Annotated in this window: 10 protein-coding genes; 3 read left to right on the forward strand and 7 right to left on the reverse strand. The window is 61.6% G+C overall.

All coding sequences use genetic code 11. The features are described from left to right. Window positions 1-57: 57 nt before the first annotated feature. From AC3WMV_RS18815 to AC3WMV_RS18840, 6 genes are all read right to left on the reverse strand, one after another. Window positions 58-690, reverse strand: a complete 633-nt coding sequence (locus AC3WMV_RS18815) for a sarcosine oxidase subunit gamma (RefSeq protein WP_008086919.1) — start codon at window positions 688-690, stop codon at window positions 58-60. A 159-nt stretch (window positions 691-849) separates the two neighbouring features. Continuing rightward, complete coding sequence (locus AC3WMV_RS18820) at window positions 850-3,867, reverse strand: sarcosine oxidase subunit alpha (RefSeq protein ID WP_027610663.1); 3,018 nt, start codon at window positions 3,865-3,867, stop codon at window positions 850-852. Next, complete coding sequence (locus tag AC3WMV_RS18825) at window positions 3,864-4,193, reverse strand: sarcosine oxidase subunit delta (protein ID WP_047596487.1); 330 nt, start codon at window positions 4,191-4,193, stop codon at window positions 3,864-3,866. The genes AC3WMV_RS18820 and AC3WMV_RS18825 overlap by 4 nt, the downstream gene beginning before the upstream one ends. A 14-nt stretch (window positions 4,194-4,207) precedes the next feature. Then, window positions 4,208-5,458, reverse strand: coding sequence for a sarcosine oxidase subunit beta (locus AC3WMV_RS18830; protein ID WP_003206307.1), 1,251 nt, complete (start codon window positions 5,456-5,458; stop codon window positions 4,208-4,210). Between the two features lie 20 nt (window positions 5,459-5,478). After that, window positions 5,479-6,732 (reverse strand): serine hydroxymethyltransferase, encoded by a 1,254-nt coding sequence (gene glyA, locus AC3WMV_RS18835; protein WP_007962601.1) that lies wholly within the window; start codon window positions 6,730-6,732, stop codon window positions 5,479-5,481. Window positions 6,733-7,004: 272 nt separating this feature from the next. Further along, window positions 7,005-7,715: a TraX family protein gene (locus tag AC3WMV_RS18840; RefSeq protein WP_097089064.1), complete on the reverse strand. Its 711-nt coding sequence runs from the start codon at window positions 7,713-7,715 to the stop codon at window positions 7,005-7,007. Window positions 7,716-7,841: 126 nt separating this feature from the next. On the opposite strand from AC3WMV_RS18840, the gene AC3WMV_RS18845 reads away from it, so the two are divergent. Both AC3WMV_RS18845 and AC3WMV_RS18850 read left to right on the forward strand, forming a co-directional pair. Continuing rightward, the gene (locus AC3WMV_RS18845) at window positions 7,842-8,882 is read left to right on the forward strand and encodes a threonine aldolase family protein (protein WP_016772826.1); all 1,041 of its coding nucleotides are present in this window, start codon (window positions 7,842-7,844) and stop codon (window positions 8,880-8,882) included. Between the two features lie 244 nt (window positions 8,883-9,126). Further along, entirely contained in the window at window positions 9,127-9,951 is an 825-nt protein-coding gene (locus AC3WMV_RS18850) for an SDR family oxidoreductase (RefSeq protein WP_103368845.1), read from the forward strand. Between the two features lie 122 nt (window positions 9,952-10,073). Here AC3WMV_RS18850 and gbcB read toward each other — a convergent pair whose 3' ends face one another. Further along, window positions 10,074-11,174, reverse strand: coding sequence for a glycine betaine monooxygenase reductase subunit (gene gbcB / locus AC3WMV_RS18855; protein ID WP_027610659.1), 1,101 nt, complete (start codon window positions 11,172-11,174; stop codon window positions 10,074-10,076). A 281-nt stretch (window positions 11,175-11,455) separates the two neighbouring features. Here gbcB and gbca point away from each other — a divergent pair, with 281 nt between their 5' ends. Beyond that, complete coding sequence (gene gbca, locus AC3WMV_RS18860) at window positions 11,456-12,751, forward strand: glycine betaine monooxygenase oxygenase subunit (protein WP_027610658.1); 1,296 nt, start codon at window positions 11,456-11,458, stop codon at window positions 12,749-12,751. The last annotated feature ends 60 nt before the right edge of the window (window positions 12,752-12,811 follow it).

The raw sequence follows: 12,811 nt of genomic DNA on the forward strand, positions 1-12,811 counted from the left end.
CTGTTCCCTTTCCCCTCTCCCCCCTGGGGGAGAGGGCTGGGGTGAGGGGGTAAGCTTTTAGGCTTGTACGCTCAACCCGTATTCAGCCGAAGCATCCTGCAGCCACAACCACCAGTAGTCCGAGAAGCTGCGGCGGATCAGCAGTTCCCAGGTGTCTTCGGCGGTATGGCGAATCATCAGCTGCGACTTGGCGAACACCGTGCCCACCGCTTTGCCGACCGGAAAATTGTTCGGGTGCACGTCGTAGCTGGTGGATTTCATCAGCACCTGACGCACGTTCGGCCCGCTCAGTTCGAGCACTTGCTGGCCGCCGCTGACGTTGACGATCGCGATGTGCAGGTCGCCCAGCGCTTCGCGCAGTTTCTGCTCGGCGGCGAATTCTTCACCGCTTGGCACGATCAGCAGCCACTCGTCCGGGCCCATCCATTGCAGGCTGGTTTCGCCTTTGACGATGACGCTCAGGGCGCCCGGCAACTCAATGCCGAGGGCCTTGTGCACGCCAGCGGCGAAGGCTGCATCGTGGCCATCGCCACGAATGGTCAGGTGACCGAGGAGTTTCTTTTCACGTACGATGACGCCGGCGTTCTTGCGACCCTTGCCGACCAGGCTGGCGAGGTCGGCATGGTGCAGCGACGACTCGGCCTTGGCCCCGGTGGTCGGGCGTTGTTGGTACACGTTGGCTGTGGTCATAAAGCACCTTCCTGAATTCTGACTTGAACCCTTTGCAAGCAGGTCTACCGCTATCGCGAGCAGGCTCACTCCTACAAGGGGTACGCGATCACCTGTAGGAGTGAGCCTGCTCGCGATGAAGTCAACGCGGTGCGACTGCACTCCACAGGAGCCGAACCATCAAATGTTCTGCCGATCCCCCTTAGGATCGAAGAACACCGAAGACACAATCTCCGCCTCGATCACGCTGCCATCGGCCAGCGGCGCGAACACCCGCTCACCCATGCGCTTCAGACCGCCCTTGACCACGCCCATGGCAAACGAATAGCCGAGGGAGTTGTGCGCGTAGCTGGAGGTCACGTGGCCGACCATGGTCATCGGGATCGCCTGCTTGGTGTTGAACACCAGTTGCGCACCTTCCGGCAGCCAGACGTTCGGGTCGATCGGCTTCAGGCCCACCAGTTGTTTACGCTGATCCTTCACGCAGTCTTCTCGGTTCATGCCGCGCTGGCCGATCCACGAGAACGGTTTGGTGCGACCGACGCACCAGCCCATGTTCAGGTCGTCCGGGGTCATCGAGCCGTCAGTGTCCTGACCGACAATGATGAAACCCTTCTCGGCGCGCAGCACGTGCATGGTTTCAGTGCCGTACGGCGTCAGGTTGTACTGCTTGCCAGCCTCGACGATTTTCTCCAGCACGCCCATCGCGTAGTCGGCCTGCACGTTGACTTCGTACGACAGCTCACCGGTGAACGAGATGCGGAACACCCGCGCCGGCACACCGCCGACCAGACCTTCTTTCCAGGTCATGAACGGGAAGGCTTCGTTGCTCAGGTCGATGTCGGTCACGGCACTGAGCAGCTTGCGGCTGTTCGGCCCGGACAGGGTCATCGTCGCCCAGTGGTCGGTGACCGAGGTGAAGTAGACCTTCATCTCTGGCCATTCGGTCTGGTGGTACAGCTCCAGCCATTGCAGCACGCGAGCCGCGCCGCCCGTGGTGGTGGTCATGACGAAATGGTTGTCGGCCAGGCAGGCCGTCACACCGTCGTCGAAGACCATGCCGTCTTCTTTGCACATCAAGCCATAACGCGCCTTGCCCACGTCGAGCTTGGTCCAGGCGTTGGTGTACACGCGGTTGAGGAACTCGCGGGCATCCGGGCCTTGAATGTCGATCTTGCCCAGGGTCGAGGCGTCGAGCAGGCCGACGCTGTCGCGCACGGCTTTGCATTCGCGCTTCACCGCGGCGTGCATGTCTTCACCGTTTTTCGGGAAGTACCACGGACGTTTCCACTGGCCGACGTCTTCGAACTCGGCGCCGTTTTTCAGGTGCCATTGATGCAACGCGGTGTAGCGTACCGGCTCAAAGATGTGCCCACAGTGACGACCGGCCACGGCGCCGAACGTTACCGGCGTGTAGTTGGGGCGGAACATCGTGGTGCCCATCTGCGGGATGGTCACGTTCAGCGAACGCGCGGCGATGGCCAGGCCGTTGACGTTGCCGAGCTTGCCCTGATCGGTGCCGAAGCCCAGCGCGGTGTAGCGTTTGACGTGTTCGACCGACTCGAAACCTTCGCGGGTCGCCAGTTCGATGGCGGCGGCGGTGACGTCGTTCTGCAGGTCGACGAATTGCTTCGGCGCACGCGAAGTGCCCTTCTCGTGCGGCACCTGGAACAGCGCCAGGGTCGCTTCTTCAAGACGGCTCAGCGCTTTTGGCAGCGTGCCTTCGACCACCGCAAAACCGGCTTCACTGGCAGCGCGTGCGCCACCTTCGAAACCATCGGCCAGCGAATCTCCGAGGCCGTAAACGCCGTTGATGCCGCCGACGCACACACGCTTCTGCGGTGCTTCGCCCGGTACGAAACCGAGGATGTCTTCACGCCAGATCGGCTTGCCACCGAGGTGCGAAGCCAGGTGCACGACAGGGCTGTAACCGCCGGAACTGGCGATCACGTCGCAGTCGAGCCATTCGCCCGGGCTGGTCACGGTGTGCGCTTTGACGTCAATCGCGGCGATGCGGGCAGCGGTGACGCGCTTGCTGCCACGGGCCTCGATCACGGCGCTGCCGGTGAGGATGCGAATGCCTTTGGCGCGGGCTTCTTCCACCAGCGCACCACGCGGATTGCTCCGTGCATCGGCGATGGCCACCACTTGCAGGCTGGCGTCGAGCCAGTCCAGCGCAACGCGATAGGCGTGATCGTTGTTGGTGGTCAGCACCAGCTTCTTGCCCGGTGCCACACCGTAACGGCGCACGTAAGTCGAGACCGCACCGGCGAGCATGTTGCCCGGCACGTCGTTGTTGCCGTAGACCAGCGGACGCTCGTGGGCACCGGTCGCCAGCACTACACGCTTGGCGCGGACGCGGTGAATGCGCTGACGCACCTGGCCGATAGGCGCACGGTCACCGAGGTGATCGGTGAGGCGTTCGTGAATGGTCAGGAAGTTGTGGTCGTGGTAGCCATTAACGGTGGCGCGCGGCAACAGCAGCACGTCCGGGGTGTTCTTCAGTTCAGCAATGACGCTGGCCACCCACTCGATCGCTGGTTTGCCGTCGAGGCTTTCGCGCGAATCAAGCAGACTGCCGCCGAACTCCTCCTGCTCATCGGCGAGGATCACCCGCGCACCGCTGCGTGCAGCCGCCAGGGCCGCGGCGAGCCCGGCAGGGCCGGCGCCGACGATCAGCACGTCGCAGTGCTGGTTCATGTAGTCGTAGGTGTCCGGATCGACTTCGGTCGGCGAACGGCCCAAACCGGCAGCCTTGCGAATGTACTTCTCGTAGGTCATCCAGAACGATTGCGGGTACATGAAGGTTTTGTAGTAGAAACCCGGCGGCATCAGCTTGCCGCCGACCTTGCCGAGAATCCCCATCATGTCGTTGTTGACGCTCGGCCAGCCGTTGGTGCTGGTGGCGACCAGGCCTTGGTACAGCGCCTGTTGCGTGGCGCGCACGTTGGGAATCTGCGTGGCTTCGGTGGCACCGATCTGCAGCACGGCGTTCGGCTCTTCGGCACCGGCGGCGAAGATCCCGCGAGGACGCGAATACTTGAAGCTGCGGCCGATGATGTCGACGCCGTTGGCGATCAGTGCCGAGGCCAGCGAGTCGCCCTCGAAGCCTTTGTAGCTCTGACCGTTGAAGGTGAAGCTCAGCACTTTGTTGCGGTCGATCCGTCCACCGTTGGACAGGCGATTGGTCTGGCTCATACCTTCTCTCCCAGCGCCGTCGTGGCTGTTTTCGCCGAATCAGCCTTGTCGGTGAATTGCGGCTTGGTGCCGATCTTGTAGGTTTCGAGAATCTCGTAGGTCACGGTGTCGCGGGTGACGTTGAAGTACTGGCGGCAACCGGCGACGTGATCCCACAGTTCGTGGTGCAGACCACGCGGGTTGTCGCGGAAGAACATGTAGTCGCCCCACTCTTCATCGGTGCAGGCGTTCGGATCCAGCGGACGCGGGATGTGCGCCTGACCGGATGCATGGAATTCCTCTTCGGAGCGCAGTTCGCCGCAGTGAGGACAGAAGATATGCAACATGGGGATTTCTCCTGTTAGTGGGCAACCGCAGCAGCGCCGTGTTCATCGATCAACGCACCGTTGTGGAAACGGTCGATGGAGAAAGGTGCAGCCAATGGGTGCATTTCACCCTTGGCCAGACTCGCGGCAAACACGTTGCCCGAGCCAGGAGTCGCCTTGAAGCCACCGGTGCCCCAACCGCAGTTGAAGAACATGTTCGGTACCGGGGTTTTCGAAATGATCGGGCAAGCGTCCGGGGTGGTGTCGACGATGCCGCCCCACTGGCGGTTCATGCGCACCCGCGACAGCACCGGGAACATCTCGACGATGGCCTGGATGGTGTGCTCGATCACCGGGTACGAACCGCGCTGGCCGTAACCGTTGTAACCGTCGATACCGGCGCCGATCACCAGGTCGCCCTTGTCCGACTGGCTGATGTAACCGTGCACGGCGTTGGACATGATCACGCTGTCGATAATCGGTTTGATCGGCTCGGACACCAGCGCTTGCAGCGGGTGGGATTCGATCGGCAGACGGAAACCGGCGAGCTTGGCCATGTGCCCGGAGTTACCGGCGGTGACCACGCCGACACGCTTGGCGCCGATGAAGCCCTTGTTGGTCTCAACGCCGATGCACACGCCGTTTTCCTTGCGGAAACCGATCACTTCGGTCTGCTGGATCAAGTCCACGCCCAAGGCGTCGGCGGCACGGGCAAAGCCCCAGGCCACGGCATCGTGACGGGCGACGCCGCCGCGACGCTGAACAGTCGCGCCCATCACCGGGTAGCGAGTGTTTTTCGAGCAGTCGAGGTACGGAATCTCGTCGGCCACTTGCTTGGCGTTGAGCAGTTCGCCATCGACGCCGTTGAGGCGGTTGGCGCTGACCCGACGCTCGGAATCACGGATGTCCTGCAGGGTGTGGCACAGGTTGTAGACACCGCGCTGGGAGAACATCACGTTGTAGTTGAGATCCTGCGACAGGCCTTCCCACAGTTTCATCGCGTGTTCGTACAGGTGCGCCGACTCGTCCCACAGGTAGTTGGAGCGCACGATGGTGGTGTTGCGCGCGGTGTTGCCGCCGCCCAGCCAGCCTTTCTCGACCACGGCCACATTGGTGATGCCGTGCTCTTTGGCCAGATAGTAGGCAGTCGCCAGACCGTGCCCGCCGCCGCCGACGATGACCACGTCGTAGACTTTCTTCGGCGTCGGCGTGCGCCACATGCGCTGCCAGTTCTCGTGGTGGCTGAGGGAGTGTTTGAAGAGGCCGAAGCCCGAATAGCGTTGCATAGTCATTTACTCCAAACCGCTCAGCGATAAACCGGGTAGTCGGCGCACAGTGCCGCGACGTTCTTGGCCACATTCGCTTCAACGTCGGCGTCACCGAGGTTGTCGAGGATGTCGCAGATCCAGCCGGCCAGCACTTCGCACTGGGCGACCTTGAAGCCACGCGTGGTGACGGCCGGGGTGCCAATGCGCAGGCCCGAGGTCACGAACGGCGACTGCGGGTCGTTCGGCACGGCGTTCTTGTTGACGGTGATGTGCGCGCGGCCAAGCGCAGCGTCAGCATCTTTGCCGGTCAGGCCCTGACGGATCAGGCTGACCAGGAACAGGTGGTTGTCGGTACCGCCGGACACTACATCGTAGCCACGTTTGATAAACACGCTGGCCATCGCCTGGGCGTTGTCGATCACTTGCTGCTGATAGGCCTTGAAGCCTGGCTCCAGCGCTTCCTTGAAGCACACCGCTTTACCGGCGATGACGTGCATCAACGGGCCGCCCTGGGCACCGGGGAATACCGCGGCGTTGAGCTTCTTCTCGATCTCTTCGTTGGACTTGGCCAGGATCAGCCCGCCACGCGGACCGCGCAGGGTCTTGTGCGTGGTGGTGGTGACCACGTCGGCGTACGGCAGCGGATTCGGGTACAGGCCAGCAGCGACCAGACCGGCCACGTGAGCCATGTCGACGAACAGCAGCGCGCCAACCTTGTCGGCGATCTGGCGGAAACGCGGGAAGTCCAGTGTCTTCGAATAAGCAGAGAACCCGGCGACGATCATCTTCGGCTTGCACTCGACGGCCAGACGCTCGACTTCGTCGTAATCGATCAGCCCGGTGTCGGTGTTGATCCCGTACTGCACCGCGTTGTAGAGCTTGCCCGAGGACGACACTTTCGCGCCGTGGGTCAGGTGACCGCCGTGGGCCAGGCTCATGCCGAGAATGGTGTCGCCCGGCTGGATCAGCGCCAGGTACACGGCGCTGTTGGCCGAGGAACCGGAGTGCGGCTGGACGTTGGCGTAATCGGCGCCGAACAATTGCTTCGCGCGTTCGATCGCCAGCGCTTCGACTTTATCCACATGCTCGCAGCCACCGTAGTAGCGCTTGCCCGGATAACCTTCGGCGTATTTGTTGGTCAGGCCGCTGCCCTGCGCTTGCATGACGCGCTTGCTGGTGTAGTTCTCCGACGCGATCAGCTCGATGTGATCTTCCTGACGTTGCTCCTCGGCATTCATCGCCGCCAGCAGTGCATCGTCGTAACCCTGGATCTGGTCTTGCTTGCTGAACATCGCGTCTCTCCCAGCGGCATCTGTGCGCCATTCGTCTCGGTAAGGCACTGGCAATCAAGGCAGTGCCCTTTGATGCGATGGTATGACCGGCGCAGACAGCTCAAATGCCTGCGGACGCCACGCAAAGGTGCGTTTACGACATGGCCGGAAATGACCGATTGAATTCGTGGAGATCCCCTGTGGGAGCGAGCCTGCTCGCGAAGAGGCCGGCACATCCGACATGGAAGTTGGCTGACAGACCGCCTTCGCGAGCAGGCTCGCTCCCACAGGGGTCAGGTGTATGCCGCACGGATGGCGAGCAGCAGGAGGAAATGCAGGGGATAGAGCGCATACGCCCAGCGGCGCATGGGCAATGGATGAAGGGATCCGGCATGTCGCAACAAGACTATCCCGAGCAGTGGCGCAATCAGACACGCCGCGATGCCAAACACCGCCACGTAGTTACCGAACTCCGCCGCCTCATACAGCACCCGCCACTGATTGCCCGCCAGACACACTAGCCCCGGCAGGAGGCCGAAATACCAGGGACGACGGATCACCCACAGCAGCGTCAGCGGCAACAACACGCCAAATAGACCAAACATCAGCCATTGCGAAAACAGCGCCGCCAGCAGCAAGGCGCTCACGCCCAAAAGCCGCGACAACAACGTGCGATCCTGCCAGCCCCGCGCCACCAGCAACCCCAGCGCCAGCGTAGGCATCACGTTCAAGGTGTCGGGATCAGGAATGTACAAGCGGTAGGGAATTTCGCTGACCGCACTGAACAGCAGCAGCCAGCCCAGATAGCGCCACTCGGTCTTCTGCGCACCGGCCCGGGACAGGTTCGCCGCCATCGCCAGGCAGAACCACGGGAACGCCAGACGCCCCGGCACATACAGCCAATCGGCGCTGATCCCGACATATCGCAGGTGATCGAGCAGCATGCTCAGCAACGCCAGCCACTTGAGCAGATCCAGCGCGCCGTCGCGTTTAGTCACGTGCATAATCGGGTAACAAACTGGTAATTTTCTGACAGCGACATCCCGTGTGCTCCCCGGAAGATCTTCGGTAAAGTGCGCACCCTCATTGACCACGAGCCTTCACAAGAGTCTCGACCACGGAAGCCGGCCATGACCGACAAGAGCCAACAATTCGCCAGCGACAACTACTCCGGTATCTGCCCTGAAGCCTGGGCCGCCATGGAACAGGCCAACCACGGCCACCAGCGCGCTTATGGCGACGATGAATGGACCGCACGTGCGGCCGACCATTTCCGCAAGCTGTTCGAAACCGACTGCGAAGTGTTTTTCGCCTTCAACGGCACCGCCGCCAACTCGCTGGCGCTGTCGTCGCTGTGCCAGAGTTACCACAGCGTGATCTGCTCGGAAACCGCCCACGTCGAAACCGACGAATGCGGCGCGCCGGAATTCTTCTCCAACGGCTCGAAACTGCTGATCGCCGGCACCGAAAACGGCAAGATCACCCCGCAGTCGATCCGCGAAGTTGCGCTCAAGCGCCAGGACATCCACTACCCGAAACCGCGCGTTGTGACCCTGACCCAGGCCACTGAGGTCGGCAGCGTGTACACCCCGGAAGAAGTCCGCGCCATCAGCGCCACCTGCAAAGAGCTGGGCCTGCACCTGCACATGGACGGCGCGCGTTTCTCCAACGCCTGTGCGTTCCTCGGCTGCTCGCCGGCCGACCTGACCTGGAAGGCCGGCGTCGATGTGCTGTGCTTCGGCGGCACCAAGAATGGCATGGCGGTGGGTGAAGCGATCCTGTTCTTCAACCACAAACTGGCCGAAGACTTCGATTACCGCTGCAAGCAGGCCGGGCAACTGGCGTCGAAAATGCGCTTCCTCTCGGCACCGTGGGTCGGCATCCTCGAAAACGACGCCTGGCTCAAATACGCTCGCCACGCCAACCACTGCGCGCAACTGCTGGCCGAGCTGGTCAGCGACATTCCGGGCGTGGAACTGATGTTCCCGGTGCAGGCCAACGGCGTATTCCTGCAACTCTCGGAACCGGCCATCGCCGCGCTGACCGCGAAAAACTGGCGCTTCTACACCTTCATCGGCAAGGGCGGCGCACGTTTCATGTGCTCGTGGGACACCGAAGAAGAACGCGTACGCGAATTGGCCCGTGACATCCGCGAAGTGATGTCCGCCTGATTCCTTGAGCCGATAAGATCCCCTGTGGTGAGGGGATTTATCCCCGATAGGCTGCGCAGCAGCCCCAAAACCTGCCATTGAGTTTCTGTCTGACAGAGACTGATTCAGACTTTGGGCCTGCTGCGCAGGCCATCGGGGATAAATCCCCTCGCCACAAAGTTACACCCCACCTTACGTGTTTGCCTCTTGGTCTACATTGTCTGTCGAGCCCTCCGCTCACATAACAATAAGCAGGAGCATCGGCATGTCGCTACAAGGCAAAACCCTGTTCATCACCGGCGCCAGCCGTGGCATCGGGCGTGAGATTGCGCTGCGTGCCGCGAAAGACGGGGCCAATATCGTGATTGCGGCCAAAAGCGCCGAAGCCCACCCCAAACTGCCTGGCACCATCCACAGCGTAGCCAAGGAAGTCGAAGCCGCTGGCGGCAAGGCATTGGCCCTGCAAGTCGATGTGCGTGATGAAGACGCGGTGCGCAATGCGCTGGCCCAGGCCAACGAGCATTTCGGCGGCATCGATGCGCTGGTCAATAACGCCGGGGCGATCAAGTTGACTGGCGTGCAGCACATCGAACTCAAGCGTTTCGACCTGATGCACCAGATCAACACCCGCGCGGTGCTGCTGTGCAGCCAGGCCGCCCTGCCCTATCTGAAGAAATCCGCCGGACACATCCTCAACTTGTCGCCACCGCTGAACATGGCGAACAAGTGGTTTGCCCAGTTCAGCCCCTACACCGTGACCAAATACGGCATGAGCATGCTGACGATCGGGATGAGCGAGGAGTTCGCCAGTTACGGCATCAGCGTCAATTCACTGTGGCCGCAGACGATGATTGCCACCGCGGCGATCGAGTTTCAGCTGGGAAATCGCGAGTCGTTCAAACATGCGCGCACGCCAGCGATCATGGCAGATGCGGCGCATGTGATCCTGGGAAGCAGCGCACGGCAGATCACTGGACGACTGCTTATCGACGAAGAAATTTTGCGTGAGCACGGCGTGACTGAGCTCAAGCATTACCGGTTCGAGCCGGACAGCGACGCCGCACTGATGCCCGATCTGTTTGTCGACTGAAATACATTCCCCCTGTGGGAGCGGGCTTGCTCGCGAAAGCGGTGTGTCATTCAACACGTATGCCGACTGATCCGACGCTTTCGCGAGCAAGCCCGCTCCCACATTTGGGCCTGTGCAAAGCCTTAGAACTCGATACGCACGTCGCCCTTCGGCACGCTGCAGCACGACAGAATGTAACCCTCGGCCTCGTCGTCCTCGGTAATCCCGCCGTTGTGCTCCATCTCCACCTCGCCCCCCAGTTTCATCACCTTGCACGTCCCGCAAATCCCCATACCGCAAGCTTTCGGGATCATCAGGCCAAGCTTGGCCGCCGCCGCGTGCACGGTTTCGCCCGGTGCCACGCGAATGCTCTTGCCGGAGGCGGTGAACTCGACCTGATGCAGATCCGCCGCATCGATTTCCGGCGCATCGGCGGCCTGCTCGGCTTGCTCCACCGCATCGGCACGAGCTTCCGGTGGCGTGGCGCCGAAGGATTCCTCGTGATAGCGCGACATGTCGTAACCGGCCACTTCCAGCAGGCGTTTGACCGCGTTCATGTACGGCGTCGGGCCGCAGCAGAACACTTCGCGCTCAAGGAAGTCCGGCACCATCAGTTCGAGCATCTTGTGATTGAGGTAGCCGCGATAACCGGCCCACGGCTCGCCCAGCCCGTGTTTCTCGCAGATCAGGTGCAGGCTGAAGTTGTCGATCCGCGACGCCATGTGTTCCAGCTCGCGGTGGTAAATGATGTCTTTCGGCGAGCGCGCGCTGTGGATAAAGGTCATGTCGACGTTGGCGTTGGTGTCGTAGAACCAGCGCGCCATCGACATGCACGGGGTGATCCCCACCCCGCCGCTGAGATACAGCACTTTCGGGCTCGGGAAGTCGATGGCGTTGAACAGCCCGACCGGGCCGTGCACTGCCAGCTCCTGGCCTTCATGCAGGGTGTCGTGCAGCCAGTTGGAGACCTTGCCCCCCGGCACACGCTTGATGGTCACCGAGAAGCTGTACGGCACCGACGGCGAACTGGAAATGGTGTACGAGCGCATGATCGGCTGGCCGTCGATTTCCAGCTCCAGGGTCACGAACTGCCCGGGCTTGAAGAAGAACAGGATCGGCTGGTCGGCCATGAAACAGAAGGTGCGCACGTCCCAGGTTTCCTGGATGACTTTGACGCAACGGACGATGTGTCGGCCATTGGCCCAGGTCTGGGTGGTGACCGGATTCAGGAAGCTGTTGGACATGCTGTTCTCCACGGCCGACTGTCGGCCTTCATGTGGCGATTCTGCGTATAGCGTGAACCGTCCGTTTACCTATCCGCGACATCGGCATACTTATCGCGACCAGCCCCCAACCGCCGGGGGTTGCGCGTCGGGAACAGATTGCACCATGTCGCCCATGGATAAGGTTCCGGCCAGCGCCGGCCCCACACTCGCCCCACACCAAGACGAATTCTTTACACCTTGCGTAGCAACCCTGATCAGCCACTTTCGCGGCCACGCAGATGGCCTTGAGGAATACATCGATGGACGTCACCGCAAAAATCAGCCTGGGCGATCCGCTGGAACCCGCACGCAAGGCCACCGCACAGATGCTGCAGGAGCGCGAGCGCACTTTCTCGCTGCCGCAGCCGTTTTACAGCGACGAGCGCCTGTTCGATATCGACATGCAGGAGATCTTCCAGAAAGAGTGGTTGATCGCCGGCATGACCTGCGAGATCCCGGCCAAGGGCAACTACCTGACCCTGCAGGTCGGCAAGAACCCGATCATCGTCATTCGTGGCGCCGACGGCGTGGTGCATGCGTTCCACAACGTCTGCCGCCATCGTGGCTCGCGCCTGTGCACCAGTGAAAAGGGCAAGGTTGCCAAACTGGTCTGCCACTACCACCAGTGGACCTACGAACTGGACGGGCGCCTGCTGTTCGCCGGCACCGAGATGGGCGCCGACTTCGACATGAAGCAGTACGGCCTCAAACCGGTGAACGTGAAGACTGCCGGCGGCTACATCTTCATCAGCCTGGCGGAGAATCCGCCGGCCATTGATGACTTCCTGTCGACACTGAACCACTACATGGAACCGTACGACATGGAGAACACCAAGGTGGCGATCACCACCACCTTGATGGAAAAGGCCAACTGGAAACTGGTGCTGGAAAACAACCGCGAGTGCTACCACTGCAACGCGTCGCACCCGGAACTGCTGAAAACCCTGCTGGAATGGGACGACGTCACCGACCCGCGTGCCGATCAGGCGTTCAAGGATCACGTCGCCGCGTCTGCTGCTGCGTGGGAAGCCGAGAAGATCCCTTACGCCCACGCCAGTTTCGGCCTGCGCAACCGTATCGTGCGCATGCCGCTGCTCAAGGGCACCGTGTCGATGACTCTGGACGGCAAACAGGGCTGCGCCAAACTGATGGGCCGGATCAAGAACCCCGACCTCGGCTCGATGCGCATCCTGCACCTGCCGCATTCGTGGAACCACTGCATGGGCGACCACATCATCGTCTTCACCGTGTGGCCGATCAGCGCCCAGGAAACCATGGTCACCACCAAATGGCTGGTGCACAAGGACGCGGTCGAAGGCGTGGATTACGACGTCGAGCGCATGCGCCAGGTGTGGGACGCGACCAACGATCAAGACCGGCGTCTGGCCGAAGAAAACCAGCGCGGGATCAACTCCACGGCTTATCAGCCGGGGCCGTACTCGAAGACCTATGAGTTTGGTGTGGTCAACTTCGTGGACTGGTACAGCGAGCGGATGCTCAACAACCTTGGGGCCGAGCCGGCGCCGTACCTCAAAGGCGTACCTGTTCAGGGTTGAAAATCGCCAGTGCCGACAATAAAAAACCGCGAGCACGCTCGCGGTTTTTTTATTGCAGCT

It is taken from the genome of Pseudomonas sp. FW305-3-2-15-E-TSA4 (assembly GCF_058787295.1).

Bases quoted from the DNA above. Each gene is read 5' to 3' on its own strand.
- AC3WMV_RS18820 (WP_027610663.1), bottom strand. From the start codon at position 3,867: ATGAGCCAGACCAATCGCCTGTCCAACGGTGGACGGATCGACCGCAAC.
- gbcB (WP_027610659.1), bottom strand. From the start codon at position 11,174: ATGTCCAACAGCTTCCTGAATCCGGTCACCACCCAGACCTGGGCCAAT.
- AC3WMV_RS18845 (WP_016772826.1), top strand. From the start codon at position 7,842: ATGACCGACAAGAGCCAACAATTCGCCAGCGACAACTACTCCGGTATC.
- AC3WMV_RS18825 (WP_047596487.1), bottom strand. From the start codon at position 4,193: ATGTTGCATATCTTCTGTCCTCACTGCGGCGAACTGCGCTCCGAAGAG.
- AC3WMV_RS18850 (WP_103368845.1), top strand. From the start codon at position 9,127: ATGTCGCTACAAGGCAAAACCCTGTTCATCACCGGCGCCAGCCGTGGC.
- gbca (WP_027610658.1), top strand. From the start codon at position 11,456: ATGGACGTCACCGCAAAAATCAGCCTGGGCGATCCGCTGGAACCCGCA.
- AC3WMV_RS18830 (WP_003206307.1), bottom strand. From the start codon at position 5,458: ATGCAACGCTATTCGGGCTTCGGCCTCTTCAAACACTCCCTCAGCCAC.
- AC3WMV_RS18815 (WP_008086919.1), bottom strand. From the start codon at position 690: ATGACCACAGCCAACGTGTACCAACAACGCCCGACCACCGGGGCCAAG.
- AC3WMV_RS18840 (WP_097089064.1), bottom strand. From the start codon at position 7,715: ATGCACGTGACTAAACGCGACGGCGCGCTGGATCTGCTCAAGTGGCTG.
- glyA (WP_007962601.1), bottom strand. From the start codon at position 6,732: ATGTTCAGCAAGCAAGACCAGATCCAGGGTTACGACGATGCACTGCTG.